The sequence below is a fragment of the Pseudoduganella sp. S-14 genome (assembly GCF_049913285.1).
Taxonomy (GTDB): domain Bacteria; phylum Pseudomonadota; class Gammaproteobacteria; order Burkholderiales; family Burkholderiaceae_D; genus Rugamonas.
Window position 1 is genome coordinate 5,656,980 of the sequence record NZ_CP183991.1, and the last position, 22,047, is coordinate 5,679,026.

Sequence of the window (22,047 nt, forward strand, 5' to 3'; positions counted from 1 at the left end):
GAATCGCTTTGTTATGAGATGCTTACGAAGCAGTCGGACTCACGAGCCCAGCGCTTGTTTCGCGCTATTTCCTTTCTTTCGAGCTGCGCATGTCCATCTCGAAGTAGCACTTCTTGTGCAGCCTCCCCGGCATCGTTCGCCTCAAGGCGCGATTTTCCGGGCCATTTATGTTAGCCCAGGAACGGTGCTAGATAAGGCAGCGCTTGTGCCGCGAGAATGCCACCGGCTCCGTTCTCCAGCACCGATTTGATGCTGCTCGCCGTCGCCTTGATGACTTGCCACTTGGGTTTCGGCGAAGCAGCTTGGGCCTGCAACGTAGCTAGTTCAGCTTGCAATTCGTCTCCGGCTTCGCCAGCAACCTCGTTACGGTCGATTGCCCCTCGCAGAACTTCAATCAGGGCTTTGAGGGCGTCTATGTCGACCGCTTGGGCTTGGTTCTGGGTGGAGCTGTTTGACCCAATCTGAATCTGCGATCCGTTCACGTCACCGAAGTGGTAGTGCATCTGTTGAACCATTTGCTTCTCCTGAAGAGTGAAAGTCATCCCTTCGCCCAATATGCCTCGCCCTTCCAAGTCGAGTGCCCATTCCAAGATGCGGCTGCGGACTTTCTCAACGATACCGTGAATTTGGACTGTTGAGAGACTGATGACAGGGCGCATCGGAACCCCCATGCCTCGCATCAGTCGGTGCTCTATCTCAGCAGAGAAGAACGAGAACACACCTTGCCTACTTTGAGCCAGTTGCGCCAATTCTGGAATTGACTGGCGAGCCTTGGTCAACGTCATATGCTCAGAGGACTCGGCGGTTGGCATCATCAGCGGAATCGGGCCGTTAATAGGGTTGAGGGCCATCAACTGCCCGCGCAGCGACCGATACGCAGGGATGTTACTGTCCTTGTATCCATTCAGCTCACCGTCGATCCATTCGATTAGCTCAGGCACGGCCAAGCGCCGAGCGACCACAAGTGCCTTGCGTAGCAAATCTGTCGTCGAGACGGTAGGGTCGGTTGCCATATTTACCAACTCAGGAACGATCGCTGCCATTTATTATCCTTGAGGCTTCCGGCCAGTTTCGGGCGCCACCACGGCGCAATTTCTACGTCAAAATTTTCCTTATTCGGTTCCATCGATGCGCAGCGGGAGCGCGTAGTACGCTTCATTCGCTTTCGAACGGGCCGCCGCCTCTGCCTTTGCGGCGGTTGCGCCTTCGCCACGGTAGCTGCCGACGACTGAATTGTCAGCACGCCGTATCAACACAGCCACGCATTCGTAGGCTTGTCCTACGCAGCCGGCGGTGCTGTGTGTAATATCGAAATCATCGTCTAAGGTGCGGGTGCTCATATGGGTGTTTCCCCCTGCTGTGGTGGATTAGACGGTGACAATAGTCGAATGCGCTCCGATCAGCGCTCGAATTGCAGTGTACGATTCGGAAACCTCGATTGTTCGCCGTGGTTCACCACCTGCAGCACGTAACTCCAAGCGCGCTCCCTTTGCGCCCCTGTCAAGTTCGATTTCCGAATCGGTAACGGTCGCGATGAGCGTCAGATCAATGAGAATTTTCGCGGTGATTGGCGCTTCGCCAGAAAAGTCAGCCGTCGATGCGTTGCAAACTTCAGTAAGTTCGATATGTACCATTTTATTCCCGGTTATTCGCTTGGTTGCGCTCATGCGCTTTGCCAGCATAAGGTTTAGTTCAGCATCCAGCCTGTCGGCCATCGCGTGCATTTCTTCCGTTTCGTTCGGCCCCAAGAGACCTGGATCGGCGCTGGCAGCATCAATGATCAATCGCATTTTCATATGCTCGTTGACGAGCGAACACCGTTTCCTATGTCAGGAGAGGCGCAGATTTCCTTGATGACTTAATCGAAGCGTTCCGGCCATTTGAAGAAATACGCATATTTACCGATGTACCAGAGTGACAACAAGGCGAAAAGGCCGCATCCGCACACTAGTCCGAGTGCGATCGTGTAGCGTATCCGATCAACCGCTGGTGCCAACTGCCCGGCCCTCTCGCTATCCATGCTGGTCACGAAAATCGCAATCACCAAAATTAACAAAGCAAGCAACCCATAACCAATCGCTTTACGCTCTGACTGCTTTAACATCACCACGTATGGGTCAATCGAGTGTTTGTAGCCCATGTTCTCCTTCGTTACGGTAGTTCGTCGGCCAAGCGTACTTCTGCGCCGGCATTACGGAACGAGTCCGCCAATGCATGCGTGCAGACGAACACTTCTCGCTCGGCCCATAAAATCCTCTGTCGCCAAATTCTCGCCCCACAGGCCGCATGTCGAGCCACGCTTTATCCTCAGGAGTAAAAATCAAACGTACAGGGCGGTACGCGGTTCTCCGACGTTGAAGCGTACGTCGTCGCTTGTATTCACGATTACTCATGAAGAATCCCGACGAACTGGTCAAATATAAGGCCGGAAAACTCTTGCAGTCAAATTCAGATCTGGGCCGACTACTTTGCTTAAGGCTGCTCCTCGTCCGCATTCTTGGCATCCAAAGCTGTGAGCGATTTTGTGCGTCCTAGGACCTGCTCCAGCTCTTTCAAAGTCAAACCTTCAGCATGTACCACCGTGTTGTCCTTCATTGTAATGATCACTTTGCGGGACCGCTGGCTATTAATGTACGCCACGATCACCGAGGCCAGTGACGCCCAGATTGAGGCTGCTCCGACAGCTTGGATGATCTCCAAGACCCCGCCGGGCCCGGCTTGAATCCCGGACCTTTGAGATTGGATGCGATATTGGATCTTGTGCTCATTAAGCAGTAGCAAGAAGGGTTTAAAGCTATCTTTGAAGAGATGTACTGGCAAGGAGGATTCAGTTTGCATCATTTATTTTGCACTTTGCGTTTGGAGTCAGGAGGAGCTTTGGGGGCTGGCAAGGGTGGACCTCGCTCACTGGGACCAAACTTGGAAATCAGACTAAATTTCGGACAACGACTTGCGTCGTAGTGCCTAGGTGGTTGGTCTTGCACCTTAAACACCAGTACCAAAAATATGCAGTAGACCTCAAACTTCTTTCGGAGCTCAAGTGCATAGCTTGTGTAGTCAAAGGACTCCGCGAGTTCGGCAAGCTCCTTATAGAGCAAATAAATACGATCTCGTGAGGAGTAATCCTCTGCCATTAGGTCAGGAAGGAGCATACGCGAGAAGTAATCCTCGCAACCTCCTGTATCTATGACCCTATTCAGCTTGCGTTCAGCGACGGCATAGGAGGTCGCCATCCCACCTTCGGCGGCGATGTTGTTCTTCGTGTCCACTACCGCTGAAAAATGCACTGAATGATTTGGTATTTGTTGTTGGTTTGTCCTAGCTGTGATACCGCTTCGGGCCTCCGTCTGCTCGACGCCCGTCGGTTTGGAGGTTCAACCTCCTGGCTAGATAGGGTTACTGCGCGAAGTGCTTAGTCACAGTTGTTTTCACGTACAGCCCTTTTTCTGGACTTGATCAGTTTTGGAATCAGCTTGATGGCCGTGCGAATGCACAACGCCTTGAGCCACGAGAGTGCGGTCGGATAGTCTTCTTTTAATAGAGCTCCAATCAGTTGAACATACAGCCATGCGTTATTTACGAAATGCGCGAGTAGCGCTTTGCCGATACTCGCGCCATGCTTTTTCAAAGACATCGATCCTCCAATGGTTAAATTGGAGGCTGCCTTCCTATCAAATGCTGCCAGCCACAGCGGTCACTGGCCACCTTAAAATAGGGGCAAAAATGGCAACTTCAATAGCTCTTTGGCACCTATTTGCGAGATGTGTCGTCTCGCCGCTCTTCGACATCCTTTCGCCTATAGAGCTTCAAAGTGGGCGAATCGCCGACTTCGACGCTTTCGATCCGCCCACCTCGCTCAAGATTCCGGACATGGCTCCGGTGAGTTCCAAGTGATTTCCCTGCCTGGGAAGCAGTTACGTACTCACTTTGCAAATCAAGTACATGGAGGACTTCACGAGTTCTTACAATCTTCCAAGGGCCAAGGTCTCTAACGCGAACTACTCCGCTCTTTACCCAAGTATTTCGAAACACCGTGACACTGCAGCCAACACGCTCGGCCGCATCATCAAGACGTGTCCAATCAGGACTGGCAAGCAATCGTTGAAGGCGGGCAACCGAGTCTCGCTCGATGCGGCTGGGTCGCGAATTCGGCACCTTTGAAAGGATGCCTTTCCGGACCAAGGTTGCCACCCTTAGTTCACTGATTTGCAGTATGGCCGAGACGTCATTCGAACTTAAAAATCTGGCTGGCGTCATGCGAAGACGTTCACGATCGGGCCGACGTCCCGTCTTCGTTGGATAGTCGACTATATCGATAATCGTTTGTGGGTCCAGGCTTCGGACATCTTCTCTTCTAAATAGCGAGGTCAGGACACCATCGATGCCAGGTCCAGCAACGGGATGAATACCTATCGATTGCAGTTTCTCTTTAAGGTTAGTCGGATTTACGCCCCAAAGCTTAGCCAATGGCCCCACCAGGACGAACGCCGCATCAAAGTCTTTAATGACTTCTAGTGGCACGACTGTCTTTCGGCACTTTCCAATCATGCAGGACGTTCCTTTGAGCCATCCATCGTGAACGAGTGATCTCACGACGTCGGGGTGGACCTGCAACTTCGACGAGGTGGCTAATATATCGGCCCATTCATGCGACTCTCGCTCGATCGGACGTGGCGTTGCCACCAGTTCCGCTCCGCTCTCGGTGCGGCCCCCCTGTGCCAATATAACTTGAGACACCTACCCGATTAATTTAGAGTACAGCGGTAGGTTCCTATTATGCACAATCGAAAGCATCAAATTAGCACTCCAGTAGCCCCCGACAACACTAACGACGCACCGGCCGCCGATGCCCTGCGCCCCGACCCCGAGGTTGTTCCTGCCGCCAAGCGGCGCACCTTCTCCAAGGCTGAGAAATTGCGCATCCTGGCAGCGGCTGACGCCTGCGTAGCACCCGGTGACATCGGCGCCTTGTTACGTCGGGAAGGTATTTACTCATCCCATCTGGCCACGTGGCGAAAGCAGCGGCAGCAAGCCAACGAAACTGCCGCTTTGGAGCGTAAGCGCGGACCGAAGGTCGATGCCAGCGCCGCCGAGGCACGCCGTATCCAGGCATTGGAGAAGGAAGTTGAGCGCTTGCGTGCCAAGCTGGTCAAGGCGGACTTGATCATCGACGTCCAAAAAAAACTTTCCACTCTGCTGGGGCTCGATACCAGCGACACGCCCAGCGAGCCGAAGTGATCAGCGCTGCCAATAGTCTGGCTGACCGGGTCGGCGTGAGCGCCGCGTGTCATGCATTGCGCCTACCACGCAGCGCTTTCTATCGGAATCGCGTTGCGCGGAACGTTTGCCCGCTGCCGCTATCAACCGCTATCGCGCCACGCAAGCGCCCACCATTGGCGTTGTCGGAACTGGAGCGCCGCGTCGTGCTCGACTTGCTCAACAGCCCGCGCTTCGCCAATTGCGCGCCGGCGGCCATTCACGCCCAGTTGCTCGATGAAGGGCGCTATGTCGCATCAGTGCGCACCATGTACCGCTTGTTGCAAGGCTGCGCCGCTGTACGCGAGCGCCGCAACCAGCTGCGCCACCCCGAGTACACCAAGCCGGAATTGCTGGCCGTGGTGCCGAACCAAGTCTGGAGCTGGGACATTACCAAGTTGAAGGGGCCGGTCCGCGGCACCTGCTTCCACCTGTACGTCATCCTCGACATCTTCAGCCGTTACGTCGTCGGCTGGATGGTGGCCGAGCAGGAAACTGCCGAACTGGCCGAGCAGCTCATTGCCGACACCGCAGCCAAGGAATGCATCGCCCCCAGGCGCGCTGACCTTGCACGCCGATCGGGGCAGCAGCATGCGTTCAAAGCCAGTGGCCACTCTGCTGTCCGATCTTGGGATCGCCAAATCACACAGCAGACCTTACGTCTCCGATGACAATCCGTACTCGGAGTCGCAGTTCAAGACCATGAAGTACCAGCCGGATTTCCCGGCAAGCTTTGGTTCGCTGGCCGATGCGCGCGTACACTGCGCCGCGTTCTTCAAATGGTACAACCAGCAGCACCGCCATTCCGGCATTGGCATGATGACGCCTGAGAGCGTCCACACGGGCCGCGCCGCTGAAGTGCACCAGCAACGCCAAGCGACATTGGCAACCGCCTTCCAGCGCACGCCAAGCCGTTTTAAACACCGCATGCCGCAGCCGCAGAAACTGCCCACGGCTGCCTGGATCAACCCACCAACCATGGAGAAAAAAGCTGCCTGATAAACCGAGTTTTAGACTCTCGCCGATTCAACAAGGTGTTTCAAATTCATTGACACGCTCCGGGCGAGATCTCAGGTATTCAGAGATCTCTGTTGCCGCAATGTGTTGTTGCCGGCGTCCTCCAAGGGGCCACTTGATCGTACCCTTGCGGATCAAGGTTTCGAGGACAACTTGAGATATTCCCAAAACGCTGCAGGCCTCCGTCTTACTCAGCGTAATCCGGCCATCTTTCCCACATAACGGATAATCAAGTGGAGGCAGGAGCGAAATCACTTCCTCGGCCCAACCGGCGCAACTTGGCGATGCCGTAAGAAACGGCACCAAATGAATACGCGGATGAAGACCAGATGACCTGTGCATGATTTCAGAAGCGATGTGTCTTACCGCTCTGCCACCTCCGACCATGAATTCAAGGGTTAAACAAGTTCGACGGAAATTTTGCGCAGGCGTATTGCCAGGGCCTTCGAATTGTTCATGCGCACGCCAAAAGGACCAGGCATCACTACGCGCTGCATCAGATGCCCGCTTCATAAGGGTGACAAAGTCTTGAATCAGATTTACATTGATCGGGTCCTCCGCCATTGACTGAAAAGGCGTTCCACAGGTTCCACAAAGGGTAAGGCGTCCGCGCGCCAAATTCAGCGGCTTAGAACAAACACTGCATTCATTGATCAGAAGGCACTCATGTTCAACGCAGACGGCAAGTGGCCGAAGCAGCCATTGCTTTCTCCAATATGGCTCTTCCTCCAAACATCGAGGGCAAAAGCACTCAAGGTCGTTTTGCAGCATCGCCTGAGGAACAATCATGTCCATCAATTTCACCGGCGACGCCCATGTGCTTCCGGCACGTGGAAGAACCACCTTCTGCGCTTCGGATTCAATTCCAAGTTCCTTTGCGACCGCCATATAGCGCATTGGATCCGATAACGTTGCAGCTAGAGCTAAGCGATGCGATCTGAATCCAATGCCCGACAGCATCTGATAAACATTTACGTGACCGTTCGCTTCAGCCGTACGAAGCAGGTATCCTCCAGCGCTCTCGCCCGGCCTTGCTTTGAGCGTTACTGGGAGAGCTCGTCCGCTCATTTGACACTCGCCTTCACTAACCGAGCCAAGTTGGGTCCATCCAGTCGAAACGGATTTTCTTTCAGTAAGCAGCTGTTTACGCAAATACCACTGTCCCAGGCAAGTGCAAAGTCATCCTTATCGATCCACTCACTCCCTGACGATAGTGAAATCGTGATGGCTACGCGCATCAGCCTCGCTATGTACCGTGGAATTCCTTGTGTGGCAGCATAAACTTGATTTGCGAATAGCACATCGTCCCCCGGCGGAAAACCTTTAAGTCCGATTTTCTGAATAGCGATCATGCCCAAGGAATTAAGAAAGATCTCCAGTTCGCCCGGGCTATTTTTCGAGCCTGGGTAGAATTGACGAAGCTCATATCTCATCGGAATTCGGCCAGCCAGCTCGTCATTCAACTTCAATATAGAGGCGATCTTCGGCAACCTAAAGTGGACCCATCAGTCAAGACACTTTGTCGCTTAGTTTAAGCTGTGCCCATTTCCAACGTCACAGCTGCACGGCGCTGCCCCGCAATACCAGAATTTTCCTGCTCGCCTTCACCATCGCCAAATTTATCTACGATCAGCGCACCGCCACCGATCCCCGACTTGTAGACGCTATCCGGCGTTTCATAACCCAGCGCCTGATGCGGGCGCTCCGCGTTGTAGAACGCAAAATACTGCGCCAGGCCGACCATCAGCTCCGCCATGTTGGCATACCCTTTCAGGTACACGTCCTCGTACTTCACGTTGCGCCACAGGCGCTCCACGAAGATGTTGTCCAGCGCCCGCCCGCGGCCGTCCATGCTGATCGCCACGCCTTCGCGTTTCAGCACACCAGTGAAGGCTGTGCTGGTGAACTGCGATCCCTGATCGCTGTTAAACACTTCAGGCCTGCCGTAGTGGCGCAGCGCATCCTCCAGGCAGTCCACGCAGAACGACGCGTCCATGCTGTTGCTGATGCGCCAGGACAGCACCTTGCGGCTGTACCAGTCAATCACCGCTACCAGGTAGGCGAAGCCCCGGGCCAGCCTGATATACGTCAGGTCTGTGCTCCACACCTGGTTTGGTCGCGTGACCGCCACGCCGCGCAGCAGATACGGATAAACCTTGTGCTCCGGATGCGGCTTGCTCGTCTCCGGCCCTGGCGCCATGCCGGCCAGACCCATTTCGCGCATCAGGCGCTGCACGCGCTTGCGATTGACGCAGTAACCACGCCTTCGTAGGAACACCACCATGCGCCGGCTGCCATAGAACGGCCGGTTCGTGTACTCCTCGTCGATCAGGCCTCGCAACTGGCTATCCTCTTCGGTCAGACTTTGCTCACGCACCGCAGCTTCCATTCGTCGATAGACCGAAGAGCGCGAAATGCTTGCCAGCTCGCACTGCATCGTCAGTGGCATCTCGTCGTCCCGCTCGATCCATCGCGCCCGCTCCGCCGGACTCATTCCCCTAGCTTTTTTTTAAGCCAATCCACCTGCATCTTCAACTTGCCAATCTCGCTATACAGCTTGTCCTCGGGGCTGCTTTCATCGACCGGCTTGGGACCGCGCTTGACGTCGAACAGTGCGCCGGCATTCTCCAGGATCTCTTTCTTCCACTGACCGACCAGCACAGGATGTACACCGTACTCCTGCGCGATTTCCGTGACCGTCTTAACCCCGCGCACCGCCTCCAGACCCACCTTGGCCTTGAATTCCGCCGTATGCACCCTGCGTTTTTTACCTTCACTCATTTGCTATCATCCTTTCGCGGACGACAGCTTAAACCACTGTCTCAATTTCGGGGACCACTATACTCAAAGGATTAGCCATTAACCCGTGTGGAATAAAAAATCCCTCGAATGAGGGATTTTTTATTTCCTTGCTAAGGCAACGTCGCAGAATTTGTATATTGCCTAAACAATATTAACGAGAGTTTCTCAACCTTTAGGTGGAAACGTATCGGATCCGTGACTATCCTTGTCGCGGATCCTTCCATCAGGTCGATGAATAACCAATTCGCTTCCCTGATTCTCAGCGACTCTCCGTCCTGCATCGATTGCCTGTTTCTGCGTTCCATGTACAGATGTTGCGCGCGAATTTCCTTCGCCCTTTACCGCCCATCCGCCGTTATGTGGGACTACGTGTTGATTCTTGCCAGCCATATGATCTCCTCATGAACACCATACTGCACATCAAAAATTCGCTACAGAACCTGCACCTACAGAACGAAGCCTTTGATTGGTACCAAACTATGCGTCGTTCGGTATCAAACTATGCGTCGCCTGGCTCAAACTATATGTCGCGCGACGCAGGTAGCGGGGTTTAATCCCAGCTCAGCGCACCACCGGTCTGGTACTCGGTGACGCGGGTTTCGAAGAAGTTGCGCTCCTTCTTCAGGTCGATCATTTCCGACATCCATGGGAATGGATTCTCGTCCTGGTCGAACAGGGTTTCCAGGCCGATCTGGGTGGCGCGGCGGTTGGCGATGAAGCGCAGGTAGCCTTTGAACATGGCTGCGTTCAGGCCCAGCACGCCACGTGGCATGGTGTCTTCCGCGTAGCGGTATTCCAGTTCCACGGCTTGCAGGAACAGGTCCTTGATCTCTTCCTTGAAGGCTGGGGTCCACAGGTGCGGGTTTTCCAGCTTGATGGTGTTGATCAGGTCGATGCCGAAGTTGCAGTGCATCGATTCGTCGCGCAGGATGTACTGGTACTGCTCAGCGGCGCCGGTCATCTTGTTCTGGCGGCCCAGCGCCAGGATCTGGGTGAAACCGACGTAGAAGAACAGGCCTTCCATCAGGCAGGCGAACACGATCAGGGACTTCAGCAGTTGCTGGTCGGTCTCGAGGGTACCGGTCTTGAAGGCCGGATCGGTCAGCACGTTGATGAACGGGATCAGGAACTGGTCCTTGTCGCGGATCGACGCTACTTCGTTGTAGGCGTTGAAGATTTCCTGTTCGTCCAGGCCCAGGGATTCGACGATGTACTGGTAGGCGTGGGTGTGGATCGCCTCTTCGAACGCCTGGCGCAGCAGGTACTGGCGGCACTCAGGTGCGGTGATGTGGCGGTAGGTGCCCAGCACGATGTTGTTGGCTGCCAGCGAGTCGGCGGTGACGAAGAAGCCCAGGTTGCGCTTGACCAGGCGGCGCTCGTCTTCGGACAGTCCGTTCGGGTTCTTCCACAGCTCGATGTCGCGCTGCATGTTCACTTCCTGCGGCATCCAGTGGTTGGCGCAGCCGGCCAGGTATTTGTCCCAGGCCCATTTGTACTTGAACGGCACCAGCTGGTTGACGTCGGTCTGGCCGTTGATGACGCGCTTGTCGTCGGCGTTCACGCGCAGGGCGACTTGTTCGGCGGTGGCTTCGGCAGTGGCGCCCGGTGGGGGGGTTTGGCGCGGTGCGGCCGCGGCTTCATCGTCCCAGGATAGCATTTGTTTTTTCCTCTTAGATTGACTCTTCAACCCCGGTAAACCAGGGTCAGACCCAAGGGCCTGACCCGCCCGCTCAACGGCCAGCAGTACTTTTGTGGCTGCGAACTGAGCTCAGGCGGGCCTGACCCTTGGGTCAGACCCCGGATTACCGGTTTTCACTATAACTATTGTATTACTGGCAGGCTTCGCATTCCTCGAAACCTGGGTCACCAGGACGCAGGTAGCAGGCGGCGCCTTCGGTTACCTCTGCAGTCACTGCTGCTGGGGCATCCGGCACGTTCGCGGACACGGCGTTCAGGGCGCCGGTGCGGGTGGTGGATTTCTCCATGTGCGAGGCGGCGATGGTACGCAGGTAGTAGGTAGTCTTCAGGCCGCGCAGCCAGGCCAGCTTGTAGGTTTCGTCCAGTTTCTTGCCGGAGGCGCCTGCCATGTAGATGTTCAGCGACTGTGCCTGGTCGATCCACTTCTGGCGGCGCGATGCTGCTTCCACCAGCCAGGTTGGCGACACTTCAAACGCGGTGGCGTAGATGTCGCGCAGGTCTTGCGGCGCACGGTCGATCTTGCTCAGCGAGCCGTCGAAGTACTTCAGGTCGGCGATCATCACTTCGTCCCACAGGTCGCGTGCCTTCAGGTCGCGCACCAGGTAGGCGTTGATCTCGGTGAATTCGCCGGACAGGTTGGACTTCACGTACAGGTTCTGGAAGGTCGGTTCGATGCAAGCCGACACGCCGATGATGTTCGAAATGGTTGCGGTCGGGGCGATCGCCACGCAGTTCGAGTTGCGCATGCCGAACTTGGCGATGCGTTCGCGCACCGGGGTCCAGTCCATCGCGGACGACAGGTCCTGCTCCAGGTAGCCGCCGCGCTGTTCCGCCAGCAGGCGCACGGAGTCTTGCGGCAGGATGCCACGCGACCACAGGGAACCTTCGTACGACTCGTAACGGCCGCGCTCTTCCGCCAGCTCGGTCGAAGCCAGGTAAGCGTAGTAGCACACTGCTTCCATCGAGGTATCGGCGAAGCTCACTGCTTCCATCGAGGCGTACGGCACGCGCATCATGTGCAGACAGTCCTGGAAGCCCATCACGCCCAGGCCGACCGGACGGTGGCGCATATTGGCGTTGCGTGCTTTCTCAACTGCGTAGTAGTTGATGTCGATCACGTTGTCCAGCATGCGCATTGCGGTGCGGATGGTCTTCTGCAGCTTGACGTGGTCGATCTTGCCTTCCTTCATGTGGGCCGGCAGGTTCACGGAACCCAGGTTGCAGACGGCGATTTCGTCGGCATTGGTGTTCAGGGTGATCTCGGTGCACAGGTTCGACGAGTGAACAACGCCCACGTGCTGCTGCGGCGAACGGATGTTGCATGGGTCCTTGAAGGTGATCCATGGGTGACCGGTTTCGAACAGCATCGACAGCATCTTGCGCCACAGGTCCAGCGCTTCGATCTTTTTGAACAGGCGCAGCTCGCCGTTGGCTGCCTTAGCTTCGTAGCCCAGGTAGGCTTCTTCGAATTCCTTGCCGAACTTGTCGTGCAGGTCAGGCACGTCGGATGGCGAGAACAGGGTCCAGGTGCCCTTTTCCATCACGCGCTTCATGAACATGTCCGGAATCCAGTTCGCGGTGTTCATGTCGTGGGTGCGGCGGCGGTCGTCGCCGGTGTTCTTGCGCAGGTCGAGGAACTCCTCGATGTCCATGTGCCAGGTTTCCAGGTAGGCGCAGACGGCGCCTTTGCGCTTGCCGCCCTGGTTCACTGCCACGGCGGTGTCGTTCACCACTTTCAGGAACGGAACCACGCCTTGCGACTTGCCGTTGGTGCCCTTGATGTGGGCGCCCAGTGCACGCACCGGGGTCCAGTCGTTACCCAGGCCGCCGGCGAACTTGGCCAGCAGTGCGTTTTCCTTGATGGCGTCGTAGATGCCTTCCAGGTCGTCGGACACAGTGGTCAGGTAGCAGGAGGACAGTTGCGAACGCTGGGTGCCGGAGTTGAACAGGGTGGGGGTCGACGACATGAAGTCGAAGGTCGACAGCAGGTTGTAGAACTCGATGGCGCGTGCTTCGCGGTCGGTTTCGTTCAGGGCCAGGCCCATGGCGACACGCATGTAGAAGGCCTGCGGCATTTCGATGCGCACATCGCGCACGTGCAGGAAGTAACGGTCGTACAGGGTCTGCAGGCCGATGTAGCCGAACTGCAGGTCGCGGTCGGCCACCAGGGCCTTGGCCAGCTTGGCCAGGTCGAACTTGCCCAGTTCTTCGTTCAGCAGTTCAGCGGCAATCCCCTTGGCGATGTACTGTGGGAAGTACTCGATGTAGGCGGCAGCAGCGCCGGCTTGCGGCACTTCCTTGCCGAACACTTCCTTGCGGATGGTGTGCAGCAGGATGCGGGCGGTCACCTGGGAGTAGGCCGGGTCCTTTTCCATCAGCGCACGGGCAGCCAGGATGGCGGACTTGTGCAGTTCTTCGACCGGCACGCCGTCGTACAGGTTCTTCATGGTTTCGGCCAGGATGGCGTCGGCATCGACGTGCTTTTCCAGGCCTTTGCAGGCCGCGCCGATCAGGTCGCGCACTTCCTGCATCACCAGCGGACGGGCCACGCCGTTCTCGGTGACATTGATCTGCGGTTCAGCGGTCGCCGTGGCGCCGGCTGCCTCTTTCTTCAGACGGCGCTCTTCCATATGCTTGGCGCGGTACAGCACGTAGGAGCGTGCCACGTCATGTTCGCCGGAGCGCATCAGGGCCAGCTCAACCTGGTCCTGCACGTCTTCGATATGGAAGGTGCCGCCGGCTGGCTGGCGGCGCATCAGGGCGCTCACCACGTTCTTGGTCAATTCTTCCACCAGTTCGCGGATGCGGGCGGAAGCCGCACCCTGGCCGCCGTTTACTGCCAGGAAGGCCTTGGTCATTGCCACGGCGATCTTGGATGGCTCGAAAGCGACCACGGCGCCGTTGCGGCGGATGATGCGGTAGTCGGCCATTTGGCTAGCGGAAACAGCGACACCGCCGGCAGTCTCGCCGGCGGAAACAGGACCTTGAGGCGCCTGAGTGGTGGAAATATCTTGAGTAGATTGCATTTATGCTCCGCGTATTCAGTATTTGTTAATGGCCACTATATCTAGTGGACCATCGAATTCTGCCCACTAATTGTAGTGACGTGATTCGGATCGTACAAGGTGAAATTTTTTCGTTTAGACCACGTTTTCTTATTGACTTTTGATATCCCCCATCGCTACAGGCGATCGGCGGTGAGCGAGCACTAACACAGCTTTTTGCGTGCTGGTTTAATCAGCAATGTTGCAGCGCAGCACACGGTTGTGCGTTGGCGAAAACGCTACATGATTCAAGGGGATTTTCGCGGCGGACCGGGATTATAGACCAATCGGGCGGCGGACGCCCCGCCGCCGCGAACTGCTAGCCTGGGTCCTGGATATTCAGCTTCTGCATCTGGTAGCGAAGCTGGCGGTAGCTGATGCCCAGCAGCTGGGCGGCCTGGGTGCGGTTGTAGTTGGCCTGGGCCAGGACACGTGTGATGATGTCGCGCTCGACCGCTTCCAGGTAGGCCGGCAGGCTGCTTGCCTGGACATCGAACGCCGGCAGCCGCGGCATGGCCGGCGCGCCGCTTGCTGCGGCCTCCCCGGCAGGGGCCTCGGCCGGCAAGCTTGCCACCGGCGCTGGAGTGGCGGCCGGGCTGGCCGGCTGGGCGACCGCGTCGCTGGGCTCCGGGCTGGCAGGAGCGGCTGGCGCGGCCACGGGCGCCGGGCTGGGCACTGGCGCCGGCAGCGAGCCGCCTTTCAGCGCCAGGTCTTCCGCCGAGATCACGCCATCATTGGAAAACGCCAGCGCACGTTCCAGGATATTCTCCAGCTCCCGCACATTGCCCGGGAAGGAGTAGCCTTTCAAGACGTCCAGCACGCCGGGCGCCAGCACCACCTTGTGTTCAAAGCTGCCCAGCCGCGCCAGGATGGCTTCGACCAGTTCGTCCAGGTCGTCCAGCCGCTCGCGCAAGGGCGCCAGGCGCAGTTCGATCACGTTCAGGCGATAGAACAAGTCCTGCCGGAACAGGCCGTCCTCCACCAGCTTTTCCAGGTTCTTGTGGGTGGCTGAAATGATGCGCACGTCGACCGGCTCCTCGGCCGTGGCGCCGATCTTGCGCACGCGCCGTTCCTGGATTGCGCGCAGCAGCTTGACCTGCATGGCCAGCGGCAGGTCGGCCACCTCGTCCAGCATCAGGGTACCGCCATTGGCAGCCTGGAAGAAGCCGTCGCGCTCGTCGGAAGCACCGGTGAACGCGCCCTTGCGGTAGCCGAAGAACTCGGCCTCCATCAGGGCTTCCGGGATGGCGCCGCAGTTGACGGCGATGAACGGCTTGTCGGCGCGCGAGCTCTGGGCGTGGATTTCGCGCGCCGCCAGCTCCTTGCCGCTGCCCGACTCGCCACTGATGGCAATCGGCGCCATCGAGCGCGCCAGCCGGGCAATCTGGGCGCGCAGGGCCTGGATCGCAGCCGAACTGCCGCGCAGCCTGCCCTGCGCCTGTCCGCGTGCCGGGGCTGCGGCCGGGGCGCCGTCGCTCAGCTTCAATGCCGACTGCACCAGCACGCGCAACTGCTCCAGCTGCACCGGCTTGCTCACGTAGTCAAAGGCGCCCGCCTTCAGCGCCACCACGGCATTTTCGGCACTGCCGAAGGCCGTCACGACTGCAATCGGGATATTCTTGCCGCTGGCCGCGACCTCGCGCACCAGGTCCAGCCCAAGGCCGTCGGGCAAGCGCATGTCGGTCAGCACCAGTTGGAAATCTTTTTCGGCAAACAGCTGGCGTGCTTGCTGAAGTGTTTCGGTGCTGTCCACGTCCAGCCCCATCTTCAGCAGGGTAATTTCCAGTAGTTCGCGCAGGTCGGCTTCATCGTCGACGACCAGGACACGTGGAGAAGTCATGTGTTTTTCGCAAATGTAATCACAAAACGGCCGCTCGATTTACGCGCACCGCCCTCTGTCACGCTGGCTTCGAAGCGGTGTTCGTAATCCAGCATGGCTTCGTTATTCGAGCACAATTCACGCGCCAGATACAGCCCCAGGCCCGTGCCTTTGCTCGACGTAGTATAAAACGGCTCGAACAGGTGGGCCCGCACCTGCGGCGATATGCCGGGGCCATCGTCCTGCACGTGCAGTTCCAGCGGCCGGCCCGCCACCTGCACGATGAAGACGCGGATGCTGGCCGGCGTGCCGCTGGCGTAGCGCACCGCGTTGTTGAGCAGGTTGATCAGCACTTCGCGCAGGTGCAGCGGATCGAAGCGCACCATCACCTGGCGCATGCCGCCCAGGCAGACGATCTTACGGTCGAGCTTATGCGTTTCATCGAATTCCGCCTTCAATTCATGGAGGAAGCTTTCCAGCTCCATCGGCTCATGGTGGCTTTGCGCCTTGCGCGACAGTTGCAGGATGTCTTCCACCATGCGGTTCACGCGCGCCACATTGTCGCCGATGATCTGCAGCAGGCGCTTGTGCACGGGCGCGTGCAAATCCTCTTCCAGCAGCGAATTGGCGTGGCCGATGGCCGACAGCGGATTGCGCACCTCGTGCGCGATGCTGGCCGTCAGGCGGCCCATCGAGGCCAGCTTGAGCTGCTGCGCCTTTTCCTCGATGCTGGTCACATCTTCCAGGAAGATCACGTTGCGCTCCACGTCCAGGCCGTTGGTATCGGCGGCGGCGAAACGCAATTTCAGGTGCAGTGCCACGTCGCGCCGCGAATTCCAGGCGGCCGTCATGTCTTCCCTCTGAGGGTCTTCAAACGGCTTGATCGTGATGAAGGCGCTGGCCTGTCGCGGGTCGTTGCGCCAGGTTTCGTAAGCGAGCGCAATCGGCTGCAGGGCTGCGCCATCCAGCATCTGCGCGGCGCCGCCCAGCATCTGCTGCGCGGCCGGGTTGCTCATATGGATAGTGCCTTCCGCCCCCACCACCAGGATGCCGTCGGCCGAATGCGCGATCACCAGGCGGTTGACGGCCTGCTGCACGCCGATTTCAATGCCGCGCTGCGCCGCCAGTTCTTCCTGGCCGATCAGGCGCGCCGCCATGCGGTTCACCACCAGTGTCACGGCAAACCAGGCAACGCCGTACAAGCCAGCCTGCAGCACCGATGAATCTTCCCCGGCAATGGCGAAGTAGGCGCTATGGGCCAGCATGAACAGCGTGGCCAGCGAGGCACTGAACAGCGACAGCACCAGCGGCGCCAGAATGGCGCAACCGGCCAGCGGGAACAGGTACAGGATGGCCAGGCCGGAGCGCAGGCCGCCCGATGCAAGGTACAGCAACGAGATGCAGGTCAGGTCGCAGGCCACCTGCGACATCAGCTGCAGCATGAAATGGCGGCGCCAGCGGATAGCCAGCACCTGCATCCCCACCGCCAGCAGCAGGTAGGCGATGCACACCTGCACCGACAGTTCAGGGAGCGTCAGCTTGCCGGCGCTGAAGTACAGCAGCAAGACCAGGGCAATGACGATGCGGGTCGCGCCCAGCGCCTTCAGCGAGCGCCAGAAGGTGTCGCGCGAGGCGGCCGACAGGGTATGGAGACGGGCGAACACGCTGCGGCTTAATGCGGGGCGTGCGCCGCGCAGCAGTAGTCACGGCCGTTGGCCGGCACGTTTTCGGAGGCGGGGAAATGCACGCCGCAATGGGCGCATTGCAGCATCTTCTCGGCCTGCTGCGGCTCGGCCGCGCGCGGCTGTTGCGGTGCCGGCGAACTACCGCCCTGCGGCGGGCCGCTCATCTTGCGCAGTTTGCTGCGGACGGCGGCGATGACCAGGAAGATCAGCGCCAGCCAGAACAGGAGTCGTGTCATGCCAAACCTCGATGTAAAACCACTTCCAGGACAAAGCGGCTGCCGACATAGGCCAGCAGCAGGGTCGCAAAACCCGCCAGCGTGAAGCTGAGGGCCGTCTTGCCGCGCCAGCCGCGGAAATGACGCCCGGCCAGCAAGGCGGCAAACAGGACCCAGGACAGCAGGGTGAACACCGATTTATGGTCCCACTTCAGCGCCCGCCCAAACAGTTCTTCGCTGAAGACGATACCCGACAGGACGGTCAGGCTCAGCAGCACGAAGCCGAAGCCGATCAGGCGGAACAGCAGTTTTTCCATCGTCAGCAGGGCCGGCAACTGGTCCAGCGCGGTGGCGAAAAAGCCGGGGCTGTCGCTGCGCGTATGCAGGCGCGACTCCTGCAGCGCCATCAGCACGGCATGGAAGGCGGCGATGGTCAGCGTGCTGTAGGCCAGCGTGGCGATGGCAATGTGCCAACCCAGCATGACGGAGCGGCCGGCAGTCGGTACCAGCGAACCGGGGAAGCCCGCCTGCAGCGCCACCGCCAGTGCTGCCACCGGCATCACGATGCGGCGCAAGCCATCGAGCGGGAAGTTCTGGTTCTCCAGCCAGTAGGCGCCGACCGAAATCCACAGCGCCGACGACAGCATGGTGGCAAAACCGATGCGCAGCGAACCCGGCACCATCACGTCCACCCACAAGGCCGCCCCGTGCAGCAGCCAAGCGCCCGCAGTCAGTGCGGCGATGGGCACGGATTTAGGCGACGGGAGAACACCACAAATCAGGTAGAGCAGCGTTGCTGCGAGCAGGAAGTAAGTTTGCATCCGGTAAGTTTAACACCGCGACGATTTTAATCCACGGCCGCGGCGCGCAACTCGTCGTTGTGATGCCGTTGTTGTTCTTCCATCACCAGCTGCCCCAGCTCGCGCTTCAGGGCATTGAATTCCGGCGCCGACGGGTCGCGCAGGCGCGGCATGTCGACCAGGATGTCGCGCTTGACGGTGCCGGGGCGGTAGGTCATCACCACGATGCGGTCGGCCAGGTAGATTGCCTCCTCGATGCTGTGGGTGACGAAGATGATGGTCTTTTTCAGCTCGGACCAGATGCGCAGCAGCTCGTCCTGCAGGTTGCGCCGGGTCAGCGCATCGAGCGCGCCGAACGGCTCGTCCATCAGCATGATCGGCGAATCGAGCGCCAGCACGCGCGCAATCGCCACCCGCTGGCGCATGCCGCCCGACAGGTCTTTCGGGAAGCGATGGCGGAAGTCCTGCAGCGACAGGGTCTTGAGCAGCTTGTCCACGGTGGACGCAATCTGCTCCTTTGCCATGCCCTTGATCTCCAGTCCGAAGGCCACGTTGTCGGCCACCGTCATCCACGGGAACAGCGCGTACTCCTGGAATACCATGCCGCGTTCCGGCCCCGGCTCGGCCACCGGCTTGCCGTCGGCGACGATGCTGCCGCTGGTGGGCGGCGAAAAGCCGGCAATGGCGTTCAGCAGGGTCGACTTGCCGCAGCCGGAAGGCCCCAGCAGGCAGACGAACTGGCCGCGCGGGATATCCAGGTTGATGTCCTGCAGCGCCACCACCGAGGTGCCGAATACCTTGCCGACACCCTTGATTTCGATATGTGCAGCGCTCATTCAGCTCTCCAGGCCGCGGTGCCAGCGCAGCAGGTGGTTATTCAGGCGGTCCATGCCGACGTCGATCGCCAGCCCCAGCAAGCCGATGCTGATCATGCCGGCGATGATCTTGTCCGACCAGAAGTACTCGCGCGCCTCGCTGATGCGGAAGCCAAGGCCGTTATTCACCGCCACCATTTCCGCCACGATCACCACGATGAAGGCGGTGCCGATGCCGATCCGCACGCCGGCCAGGATGGAAGGCACGGCGGCCGGCAGGATCACGCGCAGGAACATGGTGGGCCCGGTGGCGCCCAGGTTGCGCGCGGCGCGCAGGTAGATGCCGTCCACCTGGCGCACGCCGGCGATGGTGTTGATCAGCACCGGGAAGAAGGCGCCCAGCGAAATCAGGAAGATGGCCGGCGGGTTGCCCAGCCCGAACCACAGCATCGACAGCGGGATGTAGGCGATCGGCGGCACCGGGCGGATGATCTGCACCAGCACATTGAACAGGCGGTAGGCGTGGGCGCTGGCGCCCATGGCCAGGCCCAACGGCAGCGCCAGCCCGCCGCCGATGGCGAAACCAAGCAGCACGCGGTACATGCTGCCGATCGCATCGTGGATCAATTCGCCGGAGAAGGCCCAGGCCAGCCAGCTGCCGTTGCCGTCATAAGGCTGCAGCGGCAGTAGGTACTCCACCCACTTGCGCGCCACCGCCTCCGGCGACGGCAGCGCCTGCGGATTGACCCAGCCGCGGTAAGTCACGATATGCCAGACCAGCACCAGCGCTGCCGGCACCACCAGGCCGACAGCGACGTCCCGCCATGCGACCTTCATTTGACGCCCAGCGATTTCTTGGCTTGCTCCAGCAGGTCGGTCTTGACCCAGTCCTTGGCCACCGGCGGCTTGGCCATCTTGCCCACGCCGGTCTTGACCATGATGTCGGTGGTGACCTGGATGTGCTCAGGCGTCACGTCATACGAGTACGGCGAATTGCCGATCGCGTCCTGGAAATCGTCGCTGGTGATCTGGCCCTTGAAGACCGTATCGCGCACGTATTTTTCGGCGGTGGCCGGCTGGTCGATGAAGGTCTTGGTCGCCTCCACGAAGCAGCGCATGAACTTCTCCGCCACCGGGCGGCGCTCCTTGTAGAATTTCTCGGTCATCACCATGGTGCGGATCGGCTCGCCGATCGGGGTGTCGTAGGGCTTGAGGATCTCCGTGCCGTAGCCTTTGTTGATGGCCTGCGACGACTGCGGCTCCGACTGCATCATGGCGTCGATATGCTTGCCGAGCAGGGCCTGGTTCAGGTCCGCATAGGCCAGCAGCACGGTTTGCACATCCTTGCCCGGTTGCTCGGAAACGGTCAGGCCGGCCTGCTGCAGTTCCGCCAGCAGCAGCACTTCCTGGATGCCGCCGCGCGTCACGCCGACCTTCTTGCCCTTCAGGTCCTTGATCGACTTGAGATTCAGGTCGCTGCGGCCCACCAGGCGCGCCCCGCCCTTGGCGAAACCGGCCACCACGTAGATCGGGGCGCCGCCGGCGCGGCCGGAAATCGCTGCCTCGGAAGCGGTAGCGCCCACGTCAAGCTCGCCGGCCAGCACGGCGGACATCACGTCCAGGCCCTTGGCGAACACGCGCTCTTCGACCTTGATGCCGCATTTCGGCGCGTTCTCCTTGATGTACGACACGGCGCCGTAGTGGGCGAATTTCAGGTTCCCCAGCCGCACCACTTCCTGCGCCTGCGCGCTTCCAGCCGCCACCAAACTTGCCAGCGCCACGAGGGCCGCGGCCTTGCCGATACTTTCCAGTTTCATCCAGGTCTCCTTAGTGAATTTTGGCCTGCGCGGCCGCGCGCCCATCATACATTGAAGGCTGGGGCGCTTAAAGGGCGCTGCGTTCGCGCTGCTGCGCCAGGCGTTCCGCGCACGGGGGATGGATCGCGAGGTAGGCGCGCTCGGCGCCGGGCGCGCCGGTCGAACCGGCCACGCCGCTGAGCGCTTCCTGCACTTCGGTCAGGAGACGCAAGGACAGGCCGTTATGTTCCAGCAGGTCGGCCGCGTAGTTGTCGGCTTCGATTTCAGCTTGTTGCGGCCACTCCAGGTGCGGCGCCCGCGCCGCCATGCTGGAAACCAGCCAGTTGGTGTCGCCCAGCACCATCGCGCTTGCCGCCGGCAGCATGGCTTCCTGTAACAGGCGGCGCAGCATGTGGCGCTGCTGCTGGTGGCCCAGCTCGTGCGCCAGTACCGCCAGCACCGCGCCATCGTCGGGCAGCGCCAGCACCAGGCTGTCGGTCAGGATGATGTCGCCCGATGGCAGGGTGAAGGCCGCGGCGCCGAGTTGGCTGCTGCGAAACAGCAGGCGGTGGCGCGGCGCGCCCTCATGCGGCGCCTGCAGGCTGGCGAACGCCCCGCTGATGCGGGCGCGGTGCGTTTCCGACAGCTCGCTGGGCTTGAGCGCCTGCAGATCGAGTTCGCGCAGCATGTCCTGCCCCAGCCGGGTTGCAAGCGTTGGCGGGAAAGCCTCGGCCAATTGGTCGACGATGGCGGGACGCGCCAGCTGCCAGCCGATGTACAGCGCAACGCAGGCCGTTGCCGCCAGCGCAGCGAGGCGCCAATGGCGAAGTGCGCGCCGCCGGCCGGGCGCGAATAGATTGATCAGGTCTGGAACGGCCAGCGTCTGCACAAGGTTTATCCATAAAATTAATTTATGAACAAGATGCACGTGGGCCGCATGTCTTGTCAAGAAGAAACTTTGTTTATTTCGCAAATTTGTGCAAGATAGTGACATTTCGTGAGAGACCTGGGGTCACTGCCGGGCGCTGCCGCCGAAGCCGGCTACTAAGGTAAAATGGCGGGATTTTCCGCTTATCGCGCCCCTCTCTATTAATTAGTAG

The 22,047-nt window shown here is 59.4% G+C and carries 20 protein-coding genes and 1 pseudogene; 1 reads left to right on the top strand and 20 read right to left on the bottom strand.

All coding sequences use genetic code 11. From position 1 onward, the window contains the following. Positions 1–170 precede the first annotated feature (170 nt). The 7 genes from ACN9MZ_RS26105 to ACN9MZ_RS26135 form a co-directional block, all read right to left on the bottom strand. Positions 171–1,043 (bottom strand): hypothetical protein, encoded by an 873-nt coding sequence (locus tag ACN9MZ_RS26105; RefSeq protein WP_426339729.1) that lies wholly within the window; start codon positions 1,041–1,043, stop codon positions 171–173. 69 nt (positions 1,044–1,112) lie between these two features. Beyond that, positions 1,113–1,340 (bottom strand): hypothetical protein, encoded by a 228-nt coding sequence (locus ACN9MZ_RS26110; protein WP_426339730.1) that lies wholly within the window; start codon positions 1,338–1,340, stop codon positions 1,113–1,115. Positions 1,341–1,367: 27 nt separating this feature from the next. Beyond that, positions 1,368–1,790 (bottom strand): hypothetical protein, encoded by a 423-nt coding sequence (locus tag ACN9MZ_RS26115; RefSeq protein ID WP_426339731.1) that lies wholly within the window; start codon positions 1,788–1,790, stop codon positions 1,368–1,370. A gap of 68 nt (positions 1,791–1,858) precedes the next feature. Beyond that, positions 1,859–2,140, bottom strand: coding sequence for a hypothetical protein (locus ACN9MZ_RS26120; RefSeq protein ID WP_426339732.1), 282 nt, complete (start codon positions 2,138–2,140; stop codon positions 1,859–1,861). 332 nt (positions 2,141–2,472) lie between these two features. Then, entirely contained in the window at positions 2,473–2,841 is a 369-nt protein-coding gene (locus ACN9MZ_RS26125; protein ID WP_426339733.1) for an effector-associated constant component EACC1, read from the bottom strand. 571 nt (positions 2,842–3,412) lie between these two features. Then, positions 3,413–3,634 carry a hypothetical protein gene (locus tag ACN9MZ_RS26130; RefSeq protein WP_426339734.1) on the bottom strand — a complete coding sequence of 74 codons (222 nt, stop codon included), beginning with the start codon at positions 3,632–3,634 and terminating at the stop codon, positions 3,413–3,415. A 116-nt stretch (positions 3,635–3,750) separates the two neighbouring features. Then, on the bottom strand, positions 3,751–4,521 hold the full coding sequence (locus tag ACN9MZ_RS26135) for a hypothetical protein (protein ID WP_426339735.1): 771 nt from the start codon (positions 4,519–4,521) through the stop codon (positions 3,751–3,753). A gap of 255 nt (positions 4,522–4,776) precedes the next feature. On the opposite strand from ACN9MZ_RS26135, the pseudogene ACN9MZ_RS26140 reads away from it, so the two are divergent. After that, positions 4,777–6,255: pseudogene (locus tag ACN9MZ_RS26140) on the top strand (IS3 family transposase). 27 nt (positions 6,256–6,282) lie between these two features. On the opposite strand, the gene ACN9MZ_RS26145 reads toward ACN9MZ_RS26140, so the two are convergent. From ACN9MZ_RS26145 to ACN9MZ_RS26205, 13 genes are all read right to left on the bottom strand, one after another. Then, on the bottom strand, positions 6,283–7,341 hold the full coding sequence (locus ACN9MZ_RS26145) for a TniQ family protein (protein WP_426339736.1): 1,059 nt from the start codon (positions 7,339–7,341) through the stop codon (positions 6,283–6,285). 463 nt (positions 7,342–7,804) lie between these two features. Then, a protein-coding gene (locus tag ACN9MZ_RS26150; RefSeq protein WP_426338948.1) for an IS3 family transposase occupies positions 7,805–9,054 on the bottom strand; the annotation gives its coding sequence in 2 pieces (ribosomal slippage) (positions 7,805–8,769 and positions 8,769–9,054; 1,251 coding nt in all). A 186-nt stretch (positions 9,055–9,240) separates the two neighbouring features. Continuing rightward, positions 9,241–9,465, bottom strand: a complete 225-nt coding sequence (locus ACN9MZ_RS26155) for a DUF2188 domain-containing protein (RefSeq protein WP_426339737.1) — start codon at positions 9,463–9,465, stop codon at positions 9,241–9,243. 160 nt (positions 9,466–9,625) lie between these two features. Next, complete coding sequence (locus ACN9MZ_RS26160) at positions 9,626–10,732, bottom strand: ribonucleotide-diphosphate reductase subunit beta (RefSeq protein ID WP_426339738.1); 1,107 nt, start codon at positions 10,730–10,732, stop codon at positions 9,626–9,628. Between the two features lie 172 nt (positions 10,733–10,904). After that, positions 10,905–13,799 carry a ribonucleoside-diphosphate reductase subunit alpha gene (locus ACN9MZ_RS26165; protein WP_426339739.1) on the bottom strand — a complete coding sequence of 965 codons (2,895 nt, stop codon included), beginning with the start codon at positions 13,797–13,799 and terminating at the stop codon, positions 10,905–10,907. 337 nt (positions 13,800–14,136) lie between these two features. After that, on the bottom strand, positions 14,137–15,657 hold the full coding sequence (locus ACN9MZ_RS26170; RefSeq protein ID WP_426339740.1) for a sigma-54-dependent transcriptional regulator: 1,521 nt from the start codon (positions 15,655–15,657) through the stop codon (positions 14,137–14,139). Next, positions 15,654–17,300, bottom strand: coding sequence for an ATP-binding protein (locus tag ACN9MZ_RS26175; protein WP_426339741.1), 1,647 nt, complete (start codon positions 17,298–17,300; stop codon positions 15,654–15,656). The genes ACN9MZ_RS26170 and ACN9MZ_RS26175 overlap by 4 nt, the downstream gene beginning before the upstream one ends. Before the next feature lie 8 nt (positions 17,301–17,308). Then, positions 17,309–17,557 (bottom strand): PP0621 family protein, encoded by a 249-nt coding sequence (locus ACN9MZ_RS26180; protein WP_426164922.1) that lies wholly within the window; start codon positions 17,555–17,557, stop codon positions 17,309–17,311. Continuing rightward, positions 17,554–18,357 (bottom strand): cytochrome C assembly family protein, encoded by an 804-nt coding sequence (locus ACN9MZ_RS26185; RefSeq protein WP_426339742.1) that lies wholly within the window; start codon positions 18,355–18,357, stop codon positions 17,554–17,556. Before ACN9MZ_RS26185 ends, ACN9MZ_RS26180 begins: the two co-directional genes overlap by 4 nt. A gap of 26 nt (positions 18,358–18,383) precedes the next feature. Then, positions 18,384–19,172: an ABC transporter ATP-binding protein gene (locus ACN9MZ_RS26190; RefSeq protein WP_426339743.1), complete on the bottom strand. Its 789-nt coding sequence runs from the start codon at positions 19,170–19,172 to the stop codon at positions 18,384–18,386. Beyond that, the gene (locus ACN9MZ_RS26195; protein WP_426339744.1) at positions 19,173–19,988 is read right to left on the bottom strand and encodes an ABC transporter permease; all 816 of its coding nucleotides are present in this window, start codon (positions 19,986–19,988) and stop codon (positions 19,173–19,175) included. After that, positions 19,985–20,968: an ABC transporter substrate-binding protein gene (locus ACN9MZ_RS26200; RefSeq protein WP_426339745.1), complete on the bottom strand. Its 984-nt coding sequence runs from the start codon at positions 20,966–20,968 to the stop codon at positions 19,985–19,987. Before ACN9MZ_RS26200 ends, ACN9MZ_RS26195 begins: the two co-directional genes overlap by 4 nt. A 67-nt stretch (positions 20,969–21,035) precedes the next feature. Beyond that, on the bottom strand, positions 21,036–21,836 hold the full coding sequence (locus ACN9MZ_RS26205) for a M48 family metallopeptidase (protein WP_426339746.1): 801 nt from the start codon (positions 21,834–21,836) through the stop codon (positions 21,036–21,038). Positions 21,837–22,047: the final 211 nt, after the last annotated feature.